We start from the raw sequence: 18,080 nt of genomic DNA, 5'->3' as shown, positions 1-18,080 counted from the left end.
AGGAGAACCCGTGACAGACCGCCACAACGACCACCACATCGGCCTGATAGTCCCCAGCTCCAACCTCACGATGGAGACCGAGCTGCCCCGCATGCTGTACGCGCGGGAGCGCGAGTACCCCCAGGACCGCTTCCTCTTCCACAGCAGCCGGATGCGGATGCAGCACGTCACTCCCGAGCAGCTGCGCGGCATGAACGCCCAGACCGAGCGGGCGGCCCTGGAACTGGCCGACGCCCGCCCGGGGGTCGTCGCCTCCGCCTGCCTGGTCGCCATCATGGCGCAGGGCCCCGGCCACCACTGCACCGCCGAGGCCGATATCGCCGCCGCGCTCCGCAGCCAGGGCGCGCAGGCCCCGGTGGTCTCCAGCGCGGGCGCGCTGCTGGAGGGCGTCGCCGCGCTCGGCGCCCGTCGCATCGCCGTCGTCACGCCGTACATGAAGGAGCTGACCGCGCTGGTCGTCGACTACATCGAGGACGCGGGGGTGGAGGTGGTCGACGCGCTGAGCCTGGAGGTCCCGGACAACCTGGCGGTCGCCCGCCTCGACCCCGCGGGCCTCCGCGAGCACTGGCAGCGGCTCGACCTGCGCCGGGCCGATGCGCTGGTCCTCTCGGCCTGCGTCCAGATGCCCTCGCTCGCCGCGATCCAGCCGGTCGAGGACGCCGCGGGGCTGCCGGTGCTGTCTGCGGCCACCGCCACGACCTACCGCATCCTCCAGGAACTCGGCCTGGAGCCCCGCGTTCCGGGGGCGGGGCGGTTGCTGAGCGGCCGGCTTCCGGTCCCGGCCGGCGGGCGCTGATCGCCCGCGGGGTGAAGGAGTTCCGCGGCGGCGGCGCGGTCGTACGCCGGGGCATGGGTGAACTGGCCACCAGCCGGGCCGGGTTGGCTCGCGACGCGCCCGGGGGCGGCAATTCCTCGGAGCCCTGAGTGAGGCTCTGCGGAACGCCGTGCGCGAGAATTCGTCACCCGCTCCTGGCATATTCGTGAGACGGAAACCGTCATACGCGGCGGGCGGGCCACACTCACGCCGAAAGCCGTTGGCGCATTACCGTCCAACACTCCGGGTGGCGGTTTCTCGCCCTCCCTCCGGGGACTTTCCCGGCCATAGCATTTTCTCCGGCTCGGGGACATCGCGCTCCGAGCGGCCGTCGTTGCATTGGCCTAAGGAGGCCTCCCTTGCACGTCCGCACCATCCGCAAGCTCATCGCCACCACCGCTCTGGCCGCGGTCGCGCTCGCCGCACCCGCGCAGGCCGCGGCCGCACCGGCCGTCAAGGCGGTCCCCGTCGGGCAGCCGGTGCTGGCCGTCAGTCAGGTCACCGGCAACTACCTGCTCCCGGACGACACAAAGGGGAATGTGGGCACATACCTTCAGGTTTATCCGAGCGAACAGCCGGCGTGGAACAACGCATGGCAGTTCGATGTGGTCGCCACCTCCGACGGCCGGCCCGTGTATCAGCTCAAGAGTTCTCCCGGCGGGGCCTGCGCGACGGACGAAAAAGGCGCCGACAGCATTTCGTATCTGCGGGCCTGCAACCGGGGAAACAAAGACCAGTGGTGGCTGCTCACGCCCGTCCCGGGAACGGATCCCCAGAACCCGGATTACGGGATCGTGTCCTATGTGCACGAGGATCTGGCCCTGACCGCCCGCAGTGAGGGCGACAACTACGTCGACCTGAAGAAGATGTGGGGCGGACGCCCTTCGGCGCGGCAGGGGTGGCACTTCTACCCCGCGTAGCCGCCCCGGTCCCCTTCCCTTCGCCCCGCCGGCCCGCGCCGACGGGGCGAAGCGCTGTCGGTAACGGCCCGACGGGGCGGCGCCGCAGCGGGGCCTCTCCGCGCGGGCGCGCCCCGGGCGGGAAGTCGTGGTGCCATGGAGAGAAGGCCCGGACCGGAGCCCGGTGAGGAGCCCCCACGAAGGGATGCGTCATCATGAGCGGCGCGCCGTCCCTGGCCGCGAGCCTGCGTGCGCTGCGGGCCGTGGTCTTCGACACCGACGGGGTGATCACCGACTCCGTCCCGGTGCACACGGCGGCCTGGCAGGGCGCCTTCGACGCCTGCCTGACGGCCGTCGGCGGGCAGCGCCCGTTCGACCCGGTGGACGAGTACCTGCGCTACGTCGACGGACGTTCCCGGCAGGACGGGGCGGCCGCGTTCCTCGCGTCCCGGGGAGTGCGGCTGCCGCTCGGGGAGCCGGACGACGCACCGGGTACGGAGACCGTGTGGGCGGTCGCGGCCCGTAAGGACGAGCTGTTCCGGGCGGGTCTGCGGGCGGCGGATGTCGTCGCCTGGCCCGGCACGGTGCGGCTGTTGCGGGTGCTGCGGCGGGAGCGGTTCGCGTGTGCCGCCGTCTCCGCCTCCCGGCATGCGTACGAGGTGTTGTCGGCGGCGGACGTGCTCGGACTCCTGGAGGTGGTGGTGGACGGGAACGAGGCGCAGCGGCTGGGGCTGCCGGGCAAGCCGGACCCGGCGCTGTTCGCGGAGGCGGCCCGGCGGCTGGGCGTCCCGCCGCGGGAGAGCGCCGTGGTGGAGGACGCGCCGGCCGGTGTCGCAGCCGGCCGGCGCGGCGGCTTCGGCCTCGTGGTGGGCGTGGACCGGACGGGCGACCCGTCCCACGCGGCCGGCCTGCGTCGCGGCGGCGCGGATCTGGTCGTGGCCGACCCCGGCGAACTGCTGACCTCCGGGGAGGACTGATGGAATCGGGTTGGACCTGGTCGTATCAGGGCTACGACCCGCAGACGGAGCGGCTGCGCGAAACGCTGTGCGCGCTCGGCAACGGCTACTTCGTCACGCGGGGCGCAGCGGCCGAGGTGTCCGCGGGCCCGCTGCACTATCCGGGCACGTACGCGGCGGGCTGCTACAACCGGCTGACCTCCACGGTGGCGGGGCGACAGGTCGAGAACGAGGACATGGTCAACCTGCCCAACTGGCTTCCGCTGCGCTACCGCATCTGCCCCTCCGACGCGCCCCCGGGGCCATGGCTCTCCCCCGACCATCCGCAGCTGACGGAGCATCGCCAGACGCTGGATCTGCGGCACGGCACGCTGACGCGCTGGTCGACGTACGAGGACGGGGACGGACGGCGGCTGCGGGTGAAACAGACCCGCCTCGTCCACATGGGAGACCCCCATCTGGCCGCGCTGCGCGCGTTGTTCACCGCCGACGGCTGGTCCGGCGAGGTCGAGGTGGCGACGGGCATCGACGGCGACGTACGCAACGGCGGTGTGACCCGCTACCAGGACCTGGCCAGCCGGCATCTCTGCGGATGGGACAGCGGATCCGAGCCCGACGACGGGGTCAGATCCGACGGTGGAACCGCGCCCGGCGGGGGATCCGGGCAGGCGGACACGGTGTGGCTGAGCTGCCGCACCCTCGACTCGGACGTCCGGGTCGCGCTGGCGGCACGGATCCGGGTGGGCCCGGGGCGGGGCGCGCCCCCGCGGGCGACCGAGCGCACGGCGCGGCGGGTCTGCCAGCGGCTGCGGCTGCCCATTCTGGGGACCGGGTCGACCGTGGTCGTCGACAAGACCGTGGCGCTGCACACCTCGCGCGACCCGGCGATCGGCAGCCCGGTGCACGCGGCCGTGGAGGGGGCGCTGACGGCCCCGGACTTCCCCCAACTGCTGGCCTCGCACCGCGCCGCCTGGGAACACCTGTGGCAGCGGGCGGATCTGGAAGTGCCCGGGGAGGCGGGCGAGATCCTGCGGCTGCATCTCTTCCATGTGCTGCAGACGCTCTCCCCGCACACCGCCGAGCTGGACGTCGGCGTACCGGCGCGCGGGCTGCACGGTGAGGCGTACCGCGGTCACGTCTTCTGGGACGAGCTGTTCGTGCTGCCGTTCCTGAACCTGCATCTCCCCGAGGTCTCCCGGGCGCTGCTCGACTACCGTCACCGCCGGCTGCCCGCGGCCTGCCGGGCGGCGCAGGAAGCGGGGCGGGCGGGCGCGATGTACCCGTGGCAGAGCGGCAGCGACGGCCGCGAGGAGACCCAGCAGCTGCATCTCAACCCGCGCTCGGGGCACTGGCTGCCCGATCATTCGCGGCTGCAGCACCATGTCGGCTCGGCGGTCGCGTACAACGTCTGGCAGTACTGCCAGGCCAGCGGCGACACGGAGTTCCTGTACGGCCATGGCGCGGAGATGGTGCTGGGGATCGCCCGGTTCTGGGCGGACAGCGCGGTCTGGGACCCGGGCATCGGCCGGTACCGCATCCGTGGGGTCGTCGGGCCGGACGAGTACCACGACGGCTATCCCGGCGCCGCGGAACCGGGGTTGGACGACAACGCGTACACCAATGTCACCGCCGCGTGGGTGCTGATGCGGGCGCTCGATCTCTGCCGCGCGCTCCCCGAGACGTGCCACTGGGAACTGGGCGACGAGGAGATGGCGCGCTGGGACGACATCGCGCACCGGCTGTATGTGCCGTACCACCAGGGCGTGATCAGCCAGTTCGCGGGGTACCCGGAACTGGCGGAGCTCGACTGGGCGGAGTACCGCAGGCGGTACGGCGACATCCGTCGGCTGGACCGGATCCTGGAGGCGGAGGGCGACACGGTCAACCGCTACCAGGCCTCCAAGCAGGCCGATGTGCTGATGCTCGGCTACCTCTTCTCGCCGAACGAACTCTCCGAGGTCTTCCGGCAGCTCGGCTACGCCCTCGACGACGACATCTGGCGCCGCACCGTCGAGTACTACCTCGCCCGGACGAGCCATGGCTCGACGCTGAGCGCCCTGGTCCACGCCTGGGTGCTGGCGCGGGTCCGGCACGACGACGCCTGGTCGTACTGCGAGGAGGCGCTGACCGGCGATGTCGCGGACCTCCAGGGCGGCACCACCACCGAGGGCATCCATCTCGGGGCGATGGCGGGCACCTTGGACCTCGTCCAGCGCGGCATGACCGGCCTGGAGACCCGCGACGACGCGCTGTGGCTGGCACCGGCGCCGCTCCCGCAGCTCTCGAAGTTCGCGGTACGGATCCGCTACCGGCGGCACTGGGACATCGGCCTGGCGCTGCGGGCGGAGCGGGTGCGGGTCGCCGTACCGGACGGCGGGAACGGGCCGGTACGGGTGCGGCTCGGCGGACGGACGTTCACGGTCGTCCCCGGGGCGACCCGGTGGCTCGGGCTGCCGGCCACCCACCCCGATGACACGGGCCCATGAGACCCCGGCCCCAAGACCCCCCGATCCCCGAAGAAAGGAGCCCCGCCATGAGCGCCGGCACGGACCTCCTCATCGATGCCTTCGGACGCATCCAGGAAACCGTCGACGACGTGCTCGCCGGACTCGGCACCAGCGAACTCAGCGCCCGGCTCGACGAGGACGCCAATTCCATCGGCTGGCTCGTCTGGCACCTCACCCGGATCCAGGACGACCACATCGCGGACGCGGCCGGTACCGACCAGATATGGACCTCACAGGGGTGGTACGAGCGGTTCGCCCTGCCGTTCGCGGACGCCGACACCGGGTTCGGCCACTCCTCCGAGGACGTCGCGGCGGTACGGGACGTGAGCCGCCAGCTGCTGAACGGCTACCACGGGGCCGTGCACGACAACACGGTCCGGTACCTCAAGGACCTGCACGTCAAGGACCTGGAGCACGTGGTCGACGAGGGCTGGGCGCCACCGGTCACCCTGGGCGTGCGGCTGGTGAGCGTGATCGCCGATGACCTCCAGCATGCGGGGCAGGCCGCGTTCATCCGCGGGGTGCTCAGGCGCGGGTAGGCGCCGGGGACCGCGCCCGCGATCAGCGGGCCGCGCCCTGCCGCGGCGTGCTGGAGGCGCGGACCACCAGCTCGGGTGCGAGCCGTACCGCCCGCCGCGATCCGGTTCCGCCGGGCGGGCGGACGAGCAACCGGGTGGCCTCGGCGGCCAGTTCGCCGACGGGCTGGCGGACGGTGGTCAGGGCCGGATCCGCGAGGCCGGCCGGCGGGATGTCGTCGAAGCCGGTGACGGCGACCTGTCCGGGGACGTCCGCGCCGAGCTGGCGCAGCCGTTGCAGCGCGCCGACGGCGATGAGGTCGTTGGCGCAGACGAGGGCGTCGGGGCGGGCGGGCCAGATGCGGTCGACGGCGGCGCGGCCCCACTCGACCGAGAAGTCGCCGAGCTCGACGCGCCCGGGGGCCTGCGGGTCCAGCGCCGCGGCCCCGCTCTCGTACGCCACCCGGCGCTCGACGGCCGCCGATGCGGTCCCGGCCGCGCCCACGAAGCAGGGGCGGCGGCGGCCCGTGGCGGCCAGGTGCTCCAGGACGAGGGCCATGCCGGCGGCGTTGTCGACGGCGACCGAGTCGGCGACGCCGGGGCCGCAGCCGCGGTCCAGCAGCACCAGCGGCACCCGGGTCGCCGCGTCCGCCACCGCGTCCCGGCTGCGGCGCTCGTCGACCGGTATCAGCAGCAGGGCGTCGACCTGCCGGTCCAGGAGGGCGTCGATCCGGGCCGCTTCGGTCAGCGGGTCGTCGTCGCAGTCGGCGAGCAGTACGGCGCGGCCCTCGGCGTGCAGGGCGTGCTCCAACTCCCGTACCAGGGACGGGAAGAAGGGGTTGGTGATCTGCGGCAGGACGAGGCCGACGGTGCCGGTGGAACGGCTGCGCAGGGCGCGGGCGACCTGGTTGGGGCGGTAGCCGAGGCGTTCGGCGGCCTCCCGTACCGTGCGGGCGGTCTCGGCGCCGACCGGGCGGGTGCCGGCCAGGACCCGGGAGACGGTGGCGATGGAGCAGCCCGACGCACGCGCGACGTCTCGCAGGGTGACTTCGGGCACGTGACGCCCTTCCGTTGGGGGGCGCGGGCAGCTGCGTCCCAGAGATTTGGCGGCAAACGTTATCACCGCCCCGCCTCCGCCCCCTTACCAGGGAGTAGGAGGTCACATGCCTCACACTTCGTTGACATCGACACGCGCGATGAGCGACATTCCCGGAGAACGTTTTCCCGAGGTAGCAGCCTCCTGCGGGCGCACCCCAGAGATCGAGTTCATCCGCATCGCGGTGTTCCACCGCGGCCGTTCCGCAGAGCAAAGGGGCTCTTCCGTTGGCCAGAAAGATCATCCTCGACTGCGATCCGGGGCACGACGACGCGGTCGCCATGCTCCTGGCGCACGGCAATCCCGACGTCGAACTGGTCGCGGTGACGACCGTGGTCGGCAACCAGACGCTGGAGAAGGTCACCCGCAACGCCCTGTCCGTGGCGCGGATCGCCGGAATCACCGGTGTGCCGTTCGCGGCCGGCTGCCCGCGGCCGCTGGTTCGGGCCGTCGAGACGGCCCCGGACATCCACGGCGAGACCGGTCTGGACGGGCCCGAACTGCCCGAGCCGGCCATAGAGCTGGACCGCCGGCACGCCGTCGACCTGATCATCGACACCGTGATGGCGCACGAGCCGGGCGAGATCACCATCGTTCCGACCGCCGGGCTGACCAACATCGCGATGGCCGTGCGCAAGGAGCCGCGGATCGCGGAGCGGGTGCGTGAGGTCGTGCTGATGGGCGGCGGCTACCACGAGGGCAACTGGAGCGCGGTCGCCGAGTTCAACATCAAGATCGACCCCGAGGCCGCCCATATCGTCTTCAACGAGAAGTGGCCGGTCACCATGGTCGGCCTGGACCTCACCCACCAGGCGCTGGCCACCCCCGAGGTCGAGGCGAAGATCGCCGCCGTCGGCACCGGGCCCGCCCGTTTCGTCCTGGAGCTGCTGGACTTCTTCCGCGAGGCCTACCGGGAGAACCAGGGCTTCGACCACCCGCCGGTGCACGACCCCTGCGCGGTCGCCTATGTCATCGACCCGGGCGTGATGACCGTCCGCAAGGCTCCGGTCGACATCGAGCTGCGCGGCGAGCTCACCCTCGGCATGACCGTGGCGGACTTCCGCGCGCCCGCCCCCGCGGACTGCACCACCCAGGTTGCGGTCAAGCTCGACCACGAGCGGTTCTGGAACCTCGTGGTGGACGCGCTCGAGCGGATCGGCGACGTAGCGGCATGAGCACCACCAGCACCACAGAGATACGTCCGTCCGCCGCGCCGCAGGGATCCGGTGTCCGCATCGGCGTCCTGGTCACGGCGCTGCTGGTGGCCTGCTTCGCCTTCCAGCTCAATGCGAGCATGCTCAGCCCCGCGCTCAAGAGCATCGAGGACACCCTCGGCGCAAGCTCCGCGGAGATCGGCCTCACCCAGACCGCGTTCTTCACCTCAGCCGCGCTGTTCTCCCTCTTCCTTCCCCGGCTGGGCGATGTCATCGGCCGCCGCAAGGTGCTGGCCGGCATGCTCGGCCTGATGGTCGTCGGCTGTGTGGTCGCGGCGCTCGCGACCAGCGTGCCGATGCTCTTCGTCGGCCGCATCATCCAGGGCGTGTCCGGCCCGGTCGTCCCGCTGTGTCTGATCATGCTGCGGGTCGAGGTGAAGGAGCCGAAGCGGTACGGCACCCTGCTGGGCGTGATCACCGCCGTCAACGGCGGCATCGCCGGTGTCGACTCCCTCGCCGGCGGCTACCTCGCCGACCGGCACGGTTTCCAGTCGGTCTTCTGGGCGATGGCGGTGGTCGCGGCCGTGGCCACGGTCCTGATCGCCACCCTCACCCCCGAGACCAAGGCCCCCGCCGCGACCCGTATGGACTGGCCCGGCGTCGCCTTCCTCGTCGTCTCCATCGGCGCCCTGCTCATCGCGCTGAACGAGGCCGGCAAGCTCGCCGCCGCCGACTGGTCGCTGGTCGCCGTACTCGTCGTGATCGCCGTGGCCGCCTTCGCCGCCTTCTGGCGCACCGAGAACAGCAGCGGCCACCCGCTGGTCGCCACCCGGCACCTCAAGCAGCGCGCCACCTGGGCGACCCTGCTGACCACCGTGCTCACCATGACCGGTGTCTTCGCCGTCATGAACGGCCTGATCCCGGCGTTCGCCCAGGACGCCCAGGCCGGACTGGGCATGAGCGCCGAACAGTCCGCCTGGTGGACGCTGACCCCCTACGCCCTCGCCGGCCTCGCCATGGGCCCGGTCGCCGGGCGCCTCGCCGCGACCTTCGGCTACGGCCGGATCCTGCGGCTCGGCCTCGTCGGCGCGGTGGCGACCGTCGTCCTGATGTTCCTCACCCTCGGCAGCCACTCGCACATCCTGCTGCTGGCGGCTTCGCTCCTGGTGGGCATCACCTACGCGGGCGTCGCGAACATCGTCCTCAACGGGCTCGGCATCGTCCTCTCCCCCAGCGAGAACCCGGGGTTCCTGCCCGGCCTCAACGCGGGCGCCTTCAACCTCGGCGCGGGACTCAGCTTCGCCCTGCTGTACGCGGTCATGACCGCGTGTGCGCCCGCGGACCCCACCTCGCACGCGGGGTACACGGCCGGCATGATCGCCGGCGTCGTCATCCTGGCCCTCGCCATCGCGACGTCGTTCCTGATCCCGAAGCCGGTCGCGGCGGAGGCACAGAACTGAGCCGGGCCGCCGCCGCGCTCCGGCGCGGCGGCGGCCCCTGAAGCTCTCCGGTCAGTCGGTACCGGACTCCATCGCCGCACGGTCGAGGGCCTCGTCCTCGCCGGAGACCTCACCACGGGAGGCGATGGCCTCGGCGCCGCCCTCGGGCAGGGTGCCGATGAGGCCGGTGGCGGCTGCCTGCGCGGCACCGACCGCCGAACCGCCGGAGCCGAGCAGGCCAAGGCCCGCGTACTGCTCCAGCTTGGCGCGGGAGTCGGCGATGTCCAGGTTGCGCATGGTCAGCTGGCCGATCCGGTCGACCGGGCCGAACGCCGAGTCCTCGGTGCGCTCCATGGACAGCTTGTCCGGGTGGTAGCTGAACGCCGGGCCGGTCGTGTCGAGGATCGAGTAGTCCTCGCCGCGCCGCAGCCGCAGGGTGACCTCACCGGTGACGGCGGCGCCGACCCAGCGCTGGAGCGACTCGCGGATCATCAGGGCCTGCGGGTCCAGCCAGCGGCCCTCGTACATCAGACGGCCCAGACGCCGGCCCTCCGCGTGGTACTGGGCGAGGGTGTCCTCGTTGTGGATCGCGTTCACGAGACGCTCGTACGCGGCGTGCAGCAGGGCCATACCGGGGGCTTCGTAAATACCCCGGCTCTTGGCCTCGATGATCCGGTTCTCGATCTGATCGGACATGCCGAGGCCGTGCCGGCCGCCGATGGCATTGACCTCCATCACCAGGTCAACAGCCGAAGCGAACTCCTTGCCGTTGATGGTGACCGGGCGGCCCTGCTCGAAGCCGATGGTGACGTCCTCGGTGGGGATCTCCACCGAGGGGTCCCAGAACTTGACGCCCATGATCGGCTCGACGGTCTCGAGCGACACGTCCAGGTGCTCCAGGGTCTTGGCCTCGTGCGTGGCGCCCCAGATGTTGGCGTCGGTGGAGTAGGCCTTCTCGGTGGAGTCCCGATAGGGCAAGTCATGGGCGAGCAGCCACTCCGACATCTCCTTGCGGCCGCCGAGCTCGGAGACGAAGTCCGCGTCGAGCCACGGCTTGTAGATCCGCAGGTGCGGGTTGGCGAGCAGGCCGTAGCGGTAGAACCGCTCGATGTCATTGCCCTTGAACGTCGAGCCGTCGCCCCAGATCTGCACGTCGTCCTCGAGCATCGCCCGGACCAGCAGGGTCCCGGTGACGGCGCGGCCGAGCGGCGTCGTGTTGAAGTAGGACCGCCCGCCCGAGCGGATGTGGAACGCGCCGCACGTGAGCGCGGCCAGGCCCTCCTCGACCAGCGCCGCACGGCAGTCGACCAGGCGCGCGATCTCGGCGCCGTACGCCGACGCACGGCCGGGCACCGACGCGATGTCGGGCTCGTCGTACTGGCCGATGTCGGCGGTGTAGGTGCACGGGACGGCGCCCTTGTCGCGCATCCACGCGACCGCGACGGAGGTGTCGAGGCCGCCGGAGAAGGCGATGCCGACGCGCTCGCCGGTGGGCAGGGAGGTAAGAACCTTAGACATAGGAAGAGTATGCGCCATAACGCATGATCATGCAACGCCAGACGCGCACGCCCCCCCGACGCCTCCCCTACCGGCCTCACCGGAGCGTCGACCGCCGCGACAGAAGCCGGCGTCCGGTCACACCGGCCAGCAGCAGTCCACCGAGCAGGGCGATCAGGGACAGGCCGGGACCGGACACCCAGTGGACCTCCGGGGCGCGGACGCCCAGCACCACGCCCGCGGCGATCGCGACGCCCGGGAGGGCAAGGAGCGCCGGACGGAGCCGCCCCAGGTCGTCCTCGACCAGCGCACCCAGCACACCCACGCCGAGCGCGACGCCCCACACGCCAAGCGCCTGCGCGTCGGGACGACTGACGCTCCAGGGGACGAAGCCGGCCCAGAAGCCCGGGAGCGCCAGCAGCCCCGCTCCGATGCCCAGCCACGCCGATCCGAGAACGGCCAGGAACGGCTTCGACCAACCCGGCAACGGGGCGCCCAACTCCCCGAGCGGCAGGGCGGGCTTCCGGTACTGCCAGCCGACGCAGACCACCGCACACACGGCGAGCAGGCCGAGAACGGCGACCCAGCCGAGGCTGAACAGGACGAGAACCAGCGAACCCCCCTCAGCCGCCTGAAGCCGCCCGCCGTTGAGCACACTCACAACGAACAACCCAACAAGCACGATGACCAGCGGCAGGACAAGCGTCCGCACCTCTTCCCACACCTGCGCCCGGCCGATCGTGAACAGGCCGGGCGCTACGCCGACCATGGCCGCACCGACCACTCCGGAACTCAGCGGCGTGGGCGAGACCCAAGCACTCAATACATGACCGCTGAGGCTTACCACCGCCAGAAGCCCACCGACCAGAACGCTGACCACCGCCACCGCACCGGCCAACATCGTGACCGCCGGAGCCACCTCACGACCACCCGAGCCCGCGGCAGACGGTCCGGCCCCGGGAACCATGACTTCGCCGCCACCCGCCCCACTCGATTCCCTGATCATCCGCCCTCCGCTTCCACGACGTTCCCTGAGGTAATCCGAAAGCCCGCACAGCGCTGCCGGCCAACAGCCGGCCCGCGCCAAGAGGCGCCAGTCATCGGTACGGCGCAACGGCCGCCCGCACCCTCGGCCGGAGGGGACGCCCCTGCCATATGGCGACCGCCATCGTCATCGGTACGGCGCAACGGCCGCCCGCGTCACCGGCCGGAGGGGATGTCCCGTAACCCGCCCGCAGGGACCGGAGCGAACGCCGGGGTTCCCTTGTCCAGGACCAGAAGCGCCCGGCCCGAGGACGGGTTGCGGGGCGTCCCCTCCGGCCCCACCCACCGAGCAGCGGCAAACCGTCCCACCACAGCTAGGCGACCGGCGACGGATCCCGCCGCAAGCCCCGGGCGGCGGCCGGCCCCTCCCGCTTGACCCGCTCGCGGCCGTGCAGGACGCGCAGGCTGACCACCGTGGTCGCCGCGAACGCCAACACGCCGCAGCCGATGGTCACTCCCGCGGTCAGCGCCGTATGCCGGTCCAGCCCCGCATACCGCTCGAACAGCAGCCCGGCACCGGCCGACAGCACGGGAGCCAGGCACAGGGCGGCCAGGTGCAGCCGCCACTCCTCGCGCGCCCAGCTCCGCCCCTCCCGGCCCGCCCGCCGCTGACGGACGAGCATGACCGCGTAAGCCAGGACGTACGGAATCAGATAGGCCAACAACAGCCGCCGCCCTCCCGCACCCCACCCCAGGTACGACCTGCCGATCCACACCAGGGCAACCGCACCGACGAGATGCGCCACCGCAAGCACCGGCATCGGCACCCACGTCCCCGAAACCCCGGAAACACTCACACGCTTGTCCATCGCCCGCGAGGCGACCAACGCACCGAACGCGACCACCGACCCGAGGTGCATGATGGCAACGCGGTTGATGTCCTCCATGGACAGCCCGGGAAGGATCAACGGGAGCGCGCCCCACTCAAGTCGCAGCAGCGGAGCGGTCATCAGGAACCCGTAGCACAGCAGCATCCACCGCTGATGCAGGTCGGGGAGCCTCCCGACGGCGGCGAAGATCCCGTACGTCACGCTCAGCACGGTGCCGACCAGGATGGTGGCGAGCACGATCCAGAACGCCGCCCCGCTGAACGCATCACCCGGCGCGGTGCGCACCAGATAGACCGCGGCGCCCGCCATCGAGACATACACCGTCACCGCGAACACCACCCCCAGCACACGGTGCAGCCGGATGCGCCGCCGCACCGCCGAGAGCAGCTGGAGCGGCCCGAGCAGCATCAGCGCACCCCCCAGAACCGAATGCACGATCATCGCCGCCAGGCTGCGCCCGTACGGCCCGACACGGGTCGCAAGGGCGTCCGCGACATAGCGCGGCGATACCGCGCGGCCGAGGATCCACTCCCCGAACGCCGGTGCGCCGCGGTGCGCATACGGCCACAGCTCGGTCATCGCGATCGGCGCGTAGCCCACACAGACGACCACCACGGAGATCGCGGCCACGCGGCGCCAGACGACCCTCCTCGGACTCTGACGGTTCATGGCGACTCCCTAGACCGCGGCCCCATGGCCCCCCGGCCCTCGATAGTCCTTTCTGGACTATCGAGAAGGTAAGGGGGAACCGTCGCCTTGGTCAACGGTCACCGCGGCGGCATCACGCGTCGCGCCGCTCCACCCACTGCCAGAAATCGACCATCATCCGCTCATAGCGGATCCCGAACTCCAGCGCCTCGCGCTGCCCCCGCGTCAGCAAGTCGCCGACGCTCTCCGCGAGTTCCTCGTAGCCGGCGAGCGTGCCGTGGTGCTCGGCGAGCTGTACCGGCGCGAGCACCTCCGGCCGGGCCCCGAACCACAGTTTCAGGATGCCCCGCTCGCGCGCCTCGACCGGTACGAAGGCCGGGTCGGACAGCCATTCCTCCAGGGCCGTCCTGCCCTCCGCGGTCAGTGTCATCAACCGCCGGTTCCGCCCGCCCGTCTGCCGGACCTCCGACAACAGGCCCGCCGCCAGGAGGCGGTCGCACTGCGCGTACACCTGCGCGTGCGGCATCGACCAGAACGGCGCCACCGTGCGGGCGGCCTCGACCTTCACGTCGTAGGGACTGGCCTCACCCAGCTTGTCGATGATGCCGAGCACGAGGAACGAGGGGGTGGTCAACCGGGAGTCAGCCATGCCGCGACCGTATCGCGACCACCGGAACGGGTCCCCACCTGCGCCGATCTCAGCCCAGGTGCTCGGTGACCCAGCGGTGGAAGGCCCCGATGTGGTGCTCGCTGGGGACGAGCACGCCGCCGTCCCGGTAGGCACGGGAGTCCATGGCCGGCTGGGTGCGCTCACAGGCGTCGAAGTCCTGGGTGTTGACCCGGTGGAAGAGTTCGACGGAGCGGGAGACATCCGCCCCGGATCCGACGACCTCGGGCAGGTACAGCCAGTCGCATTCGACGACGGTGCGGTCGGCGGCCATCGGGAACATCCGGTGGACGATGACATGGTCCGGAACGAGATTGACGAACACCTGCGGCCGGACGGTGATCGCGTAGTAACGGCGGTCCTGCCCGTCCTCGATGCCGGGCAGCCGGCCGAACCCCGCGCCGCCGTCCACCGTGAACCCCTGCGCCTCCGCCGCGAACTCGGCACCGTGGCCGACGTAGTACTGCGCGGCGAAGCCGTCCGCGAACTCCGGCAGGACATCCGTCAGTTCGGGATGGATGGTCGCGCAGTGGTAGCACTCCATGAAGTTCTCGACGATGAGCTTCCAGTTGGCGCGGACGTCGTACGTCAGGCGCTTGCCCAGGGCGAGCCCTTCGGTGCGGTAGCGGTCGATGGCGGCCGGGTCGCCCAGCCGCTCGACGGCCGCGTCGATCACCGTCTCCTCGAAGGACGGGGGCTCGTCGGCCAGGCACACCCAGGCATAGCCGAGCCATTCGCGGAGCGGGACGGTGACCAGGCCGCGCTCGCCACGGTCGATGTCCGGCATCTTCTGCAGATTGGGGGCGGCCACCAGACGGCCGTCCAGGTCGTAGGTCCAGGCGTGGTAGGGGCATTGCAGGTTGCGGCGGACCTCGCCCGACTCCTCGGTGCACAGCTGCGCACCGCGGTGCCGGCAGATGTTGAGGAAGGCGCGCAGCTCGCCGGCGCGGTTACGGGTGATCAGGACGCTCTCCCGGCCGACGCGTACGGTACGGAACGCCCCGGGCTTGTCCAGGTCGGCGCCGCGCACCGCGCAGAACCACAGCCGCTCGAAGATCTTCTCCTGTTCCTGGCGGAAGATCTCGGGGTCGGTGTAGTAGTGGCCGGCGAGGGTGGCGATCAGGCTCGGGGCGGCGGCAGGGGGGCCGGCCGGGGGCGCGGCCGGGGGCGCGGCCGGGGTGCTCGTGACGGCGGTGGTCGTCGTGGACGGGGTCATCATGGTGCCCTCCTCAAACGGCCGCTGCGGCGGGCCGGCCGGGGGTCTCCCCGGCGAAGCGCGGGGAGGGGGTGAAGTGCTCGATGTCGAACGGGGGCCAGAGGACGACGCCGCTAGGACGTGTCCGGACGCGCCCTAGCGGCGGATACGGGTCATCTTCGGGTCGAAGAGCGGCTCGTCGGCGACGGTCGCCGGGACCTTCCGGCCGAAGTACTCGATGTCCACGCCGGTGCCGGTGCCGAGCGGCGGCAGCCAGGCGTAGGCGATGCACCGGCCCAGGGTGTAGCCGTAGGCGGCGCTGGTCACATAGCCGGCCGGGGCTCCGTCGACATGCACGGGCTCCTTGCCGAGGACGTGCGCGGCGGGGTCGTCGAGGAGGAGCGCGGTGAGCTTGCGGGCGGGGGTTCCGTGTTCTTCCAGCGCGGCCCGGCCGACGAAGTCCTTGTCCCGGCGGACGGCGAAGCCGACCCCCGCCTCGTACGGGTGGTGCTCGGCGGTCATGTCGGTGCCCCAGGCCCGGTAGCCCTTCTCCAGGCGCAGGCTGTTGAAGGCGCTGCGGCCGGCCGCTATCACGCCGTGCGCGCGGCCCGCCTCCCACAGCGTGTCCCAGAGCCGAAGTCCCAGGTCGGCGGTGGTGTACAGCTCCCAGCCCAGCTCACCGACGTAACTCAGCCGCATCGCCGTCACCGGCACATGGCCGAGGTAGGTGTGCTTCGCGCGGAAGTAGCCGAAGCCCTCGTGCGAGAAGTCGTCGCGGGTCAGCGGCTGGACGAGGTCGCGGGCGAGCGGCCCCCAGACGCCGATGCAGCAGGTGCCGGAGGTGATGTCCTTGAGGTGGACTCCTCCCCCGCTCTCGGCTCCTCCCCCGGGCGCGTGCCGCAGCAACCAGTCGAGGTCTGCCGGGGAGTTGGCGCCGACCTGGAAGCGGTCGGGGGCCAGGCGGGCGACGGTGAGATCGGAGCGGATGCCGCCGGTCTCGTCCAGGAGCAGGGTGTAGGTGACCGCGCCGGGCTTCTTGCGCAGGTTGTTGGTGGTCATACGGTCCAGGAAGTCCAGCGCTCCCGGGCCCGTGACCTCCAGCCTGCGCAGCGGGGTCATGTCGTACAGGGCGACCTTTTCGCGGGTGGCCCGGGCCTCGGCCGCGGCGATCGGTGACCAGTAGCGGGCGGACCAGGCGTCCCGCTCGGGCAGTTGGAGCCCCTCGGCGAGCGGGGCGTTGGCCTCGTACCAGTGCGGGCGCTCCCAGCCGCCGGCCTCCAGGAAGTACGCGCCCAGCTCCTGCTGGCGGGCGTAGAAGGGACTGGTGCGCAGCGGCCTGGGCCGCTCCATCGGCTGGAGCGGGTGGATGACGTCGTACACCTCGACGAAGTTCTGTGCGCCGCGCTCGGCGATGTACGCGGGTGAGCGCTGGGCGTCCTCGAAGCGGGCGAGGTCGCACTCGTGGATGTCGGTGGCGGGGCGGCCGTCCGTCATCCATTCGGCGACGGCCTTGGCGACGCCCGCGGAGTGGGTGACCCAGACCGCCTCGGCCAGCCAGAATCCGCGCAGTTCGCGGGATTCGCCGAGGACCGGCATGCCGTCGGGGGTGAAGGAGAAGACGCCGTTGAAGCCCTCGGCCACCCGGGACTCGCCCAGGGCGGGGAGCAGCCCGATGCTGTCCTGCCAGCTCGGGGCGAAGTCGTCCTCGGTGAAGGGCAGGGAGGACGGCATGACGGGCGCGTCGTCGAAGGCGGGCACGGCGCGGGGGTCGACGGGCATCGGGCGGTGGGCGTAGGAGCCGATCCCCAGGCGGCTCCCGGCGGTGTCGGTGTGCTCGCGGAAGTAGAGGTCGCGGTCCTGGAAGCGCAGGATCGGCCTGCCCGCCCGGGCACGGGGATCGTTGGCGTCGGCGAGTGCGGGCAGCGGCTCGGTCTTGGCGTACTGGTGGGCGAGCGGCAGCAGGGGTACGTCGACTCCGGCCAGCGCGCCGATCACCGGGCCCCAGAAGCCGGCGGCCGTCACGACATGGTCGGCGGGGAAGGTGCCCCGGTCGGTGACGACTCCGGTGACGCGGCCGTCCGCCCGCTCGATGCCGGTGACGGTGTGCCGCTCCAGGAAGCGGGCGCCGCGGCCCTCGGCCCGGGCCATTTGCGCGCGGCAGGCGGGCAGGGCGCGGGCCAGGCCGTCGTCCGGGGTGTGGAGGCCGCCGTGGAGCCTGGTCTCGTCCAGCATCGGCCACAGCTGCTTGCACTGCCGCGGGGTGAGCAGTTCGCCGCGTACGCCCCAGGAGGCGGCGAGCCCGGCCTTGCGGTGCAGATCGGCCCAGCGGGCTTCGGTGGTGGCGATTTCCAGGCCGCCGACCTGATCGAAGCAGGACTGTCCGTCCACCTGGAGGGAGCCGAACTTCCGGACGGTGTAGGCGGCGAACTCGGTCATGGTCTTGGACGGGCTGGTCTGGAAGACCAGGCCGGGGGCGTGTGAGGTGGAGCCGCCGGGCGCCGGGAGCGGGCCCTGTTCGAGGACGGTGACATCGGTCCAGCCACGGGCGGTCAGCTCGTCGGCGAGCGAGCAGCCGACGATGCCGGCGCCGATGACCACCACACGGGAACTCTTTGCGGGCGTACGGGACATGGCCCTCCTCCTGCCGGCCCAGTGTTGCGCTGTGCACGACTGGTTGCGCGATGAGAGACATCGTGGGAGTGCCGCCTCGGCAGCGTCAAGAGGTCCGGTCCGACTCTTCGTCATCGGCTGGTCACGGCCGCGGACGCGGATGCGGGGCCGGTTCGTCCGCTCCGGCCCCGCATCCACATCGGCAACCC

General features: G+C 71.7%; 14 protein-coding genes. 7 read left to right on the top strand and 7 right to left on the bottom strand.

Annotation, left to right across the window (positions count from 1 at the left end; all coding sequences use genetic code 11):
- Nucleotides 1–10: 10 nt before the first annotated feature.
- The 5 genes from ACIRPT_RS04995 (at nucleotide 11) to ACIRPT_RS04975 (ending at nucleotide 5,715) form a co-directional block, all read left to right on the top strand.
- Nucleotides 11–796, top strand: coding sequence for an Asp/Glu racemase (locus ACIRPT_RS04995; RefSeq protein ID WP_403822335.1), 786 nt, complete (start codon nucleotides 11–13; stop codon nucleotides 794–796).
- A gap of 377 nt (nucleotides 797–1,173) precedes the next feature.
- Complete coding sequence (locus ACIRPT_RS04990; protein ID WP_403822332.1) at nucleotides 1,174–1,734, top strand: hypothetical protein; 561 nt, start codon at nucleotides 1,174–1,176, stop codon at nucleotides 1,732–1,734.
- A gap of 194 nt (nucleotides 1,735–1,928) precedes the next feature.
- Nucleotides 1,929–2,690 carry an HAD family hydrolase gene (locus ACIRPT_RS04985; RefSeq protein WP_403503672.1) on the top strand — a complete coding sequence of 254 codons (762 nt, stop codon included), beginning with the start codon at nucleotides 1,929–1,931 and terminating at the stop codon, nucleotides 2,688–2,690.
- On the top strand, nucleotides 2,690–5,155 hold the full coding sequence (locus ACIRPT_RS04980; RefSeq protein ID WP_403822328.1) for a glycoside hydrolase family 65 protein: 2,466 nt from the start codon (nucleotides 2,690–2,692) through the stop codon (nucleotides 5,153–5,155). The genes ACIRPT_RS04985 and ACIRPT_RS04980 overlap by 1 nt, the downstream gene beginning before the upstream one ends.
- Before the next feature lie 47 nt (nucleotides 5,156–5,202).
- Nucleotides 5,203–5,715: a DUF664 domain-containing protein gene (locus ACIRPT_RS04975; protein WP_403822325.1), complete on the top strand. Its 513-nt coding sequence runs from the start codon at nucleotides 5,203–5,205 to the stop codon at nucleotides 5,713–5,715.
- A gap of 22 nt (nucleotides 5,716–5,737) precedes the next feature.
- On the opposite strand, the gene ACIRPT_RS04970 is transcribed toward ACIRPT_RS04975, so the two are convergent.
- Nucleotides 5,738–6,748, bottom strand: a complete 1,011-nt coding sequence (locus ACIRPT_RS04970; protein ID WP_403822322.1) for a LacI family DNA-binding transcriptional regulator — start codon at nucleotides 6,746–6,748, stop codon at nucleotides 5,738–5,740.
- Between the two features lie 266 nt (nucleotides 6,749–7,014).
- Between ACIRPT_RS04970 and ACIRPT_RS04965 the strand changes: the two genes are divergently transcribed.
- Together ACIRPT_RS04965 and ACIRPT_RS04960 are read left to right on the top strand one after the other, a co-directional pair.
- On the top strand, nucleotides 7,015–7,962 hold the full coding sequence (locus tag ACIRPT_RS04965; protein WP_403822319.1) for a nucleoside hydrolase: 948 nt from the start codon (nucleotides 7,015–7,017) through the stop codon (nucleotides 7,960–7,962).
- Complete coding sequence (locus ACIRPT_RS04960) at nucleotides 7,959–9,401, top strand: MFS transporter (protein ID WP_403822316.1); 1,443 nt, start codon at nucleotides 7,959–7,961, stop codon at nucleotides 9,399–9,401. The genes ACIRPT_RS04965 and ACIRPT_RS04960 overlap by 4 nt, the downstream gene beginning before the upstream one ends.
- 51 nt (nucleotides 9,402–9,452) lie before the next feature.
- Here ACIRPT_RS04960 and argG read toward each other — a convergent pair whose 3' ends face one another.
- The 6 genes from argG to ACIRPT_RS04930 form a co-directional block, all read right to left on the bottom strand.
- A complete protein-coding gene (argG, locus tag ACIRPT_RS04955) occupies nucleotides 9,453–10,898 on the bottom strand; it encodes an argininosuccinate synthase (protein ID WP_403822313.1) in 1,446 nt (481 codons plus the stop codon).
- A 76-nt stretch (nucleotides 10,899–10,974) separates the two neighbouring features.
- A complete protein-coding gene (locus ACIRPT_RS04950) occupies nucleotides 10,975–11,883 on the bottom strand; it encodes a hypothetical protein (RefSeq protein ID WP_403822310.1) in 909 nt (302 codons plus the stop codon).
- A 352-nt stretch (nucleotides 11,884–12,235) separates the two neighbouring features.
- Nucleotides 12,236–13,420, bottom strand: coding sequence for a DUF2306 domain-containing protein (locus ACIRPT_RS04945; RefSeq protein WP_403822307.1), 1,185 nt, complete (start codon nucleotides 13,418–13,420; stop codon nucleotides 12,236–12,238).
- Between the two features lie 112 nt (nucleotides 13,421–13,532).
- Nucleotides 13,533–14,048 (bottom strand): helix-turn-helix transcriptional regulator, encoded by a 516-nt coding sequence (locus ACIRPT_RS04940; protein WP_403822304.1) that lies wholly within the window; start codon nucleotides 14,046–14,048, stop codon nucleotides 13,533–13,535.
- A gap of 49 nt (nucleotides 14,049–14,097) precedes the next feature.
- Nucleotides 14,098–15,285, bottom strand: coding sequence for an aromatic ring-hydroxylating dioxygenase subunit alpha (locus ACIRPT_RS04935; RefSeq protein WP_403822302.1), 1,188 nt, complete (start codon nucleotides 15,283–15,285; stop codon nucleotides 14,098–14,100).
- Between the two features lie 132 nt (nucleotides 15,286–15,417).
- Nucleotides 15,418–17,892 (bottom strand): FAD-dependent oxidoreductase, encoded by a 2,475-nt coding sequence (locus ACIRPT_RS04930; RefSeq protein ID WP_403822300.1) that lies wholly within the window; start codon nucleotides 17,890–17,892, stop codon nucleotides 15,418–15,420.
- Nucleotides 17,893–18,080: the final 188 nt, after the last annotated feature.

Source organism: Streptomyces sp. NPDC101227, assembly GCF_044767545.1.
Lineage (GTDB): Bacteria > Actinomycetota > Actinomycetes > Streptomycetales > Streptomycetaceae > Streptomyces.
Note: the sequence above shows the minus strand (reverse complement) of the source record. Positions and strands in the feature narration are given on the sequence as shown.

Bases quoted from the DNA above. Each gene is read 5' to 3' on its own strand.
- ACIRPT_RS04960 (WP_403822316.1), top strand. From the start codon at position 7,959: ATGAGCACCACCAGCACCACAGAGATACGTCCGTCCGCCGCGCCGCAG.
- ACIRPT_RS04930 (WP_403822300.1), bottom strand. From the start codon at position 17,892: ATGTCCCGTACGCCCGCAAAGAGTTCCCGTGTGGTGGTCATCGGCGCC.
- ACIRPT_RS04935 (WP_403822302.1), bottom strand. From the start codon at position 15,285: ATGATGACCCCGTCCACGACGACCACCGCCGTCACGAGCACCCCGGCC.
- ACIRPT_RS04950 (WP_403822310.1), bottom strand. From the start codon at position 11,883: ATGATCAGGGAATCGAGTGGGGCGGGTGGCGGCGAAGTCATGGTTCCC.
- ACIRPT_RS04975 (WP_403822325.1), top strand. From the start codon at position 5,203: ATGAGCGCCGGCACGGACCTCCTCATCGATGCCTTCGGACGCATCCAG.
- ACIRPT_RS04985 (WP_403503672.1), top strand. From the start codon at position 1,929: ATGAGCGGCGCGCCGTCCCTGGCCGCGAGCCTGCGTGCGCTGCGGGCC.
- ACIRPT_RS04980 (WP_403822328.1), top strand. From the start codon at position 2,690: ATGGAATCGGGTTGGACCTGGTCGTATCAGGGCTACGACCCGCAGACG.
- ACIRPT_RS04945 (WP_403822307.1), bottom strand. From the start codon at position 13,420: ATGAACCGTCAGAGTCCGAGGAGGGTCGTCTGGCGCCGCGTGGCCGCG.
- ACIRPT_RS04940 (WP_403822304.1), bottom strand. From the start codon at position 14,048: ATGGCTGACTCCCGGTTGACCACCCCCTCGTTCCTCGTGCTCGGCATC.
- argG (WP_403822313.1), bottom strand. From the start codon at position 10,898: ATGTCTAAGGTTCTTACCTCCCTGCCCACCGGCGAGCGCGTCGGCATC.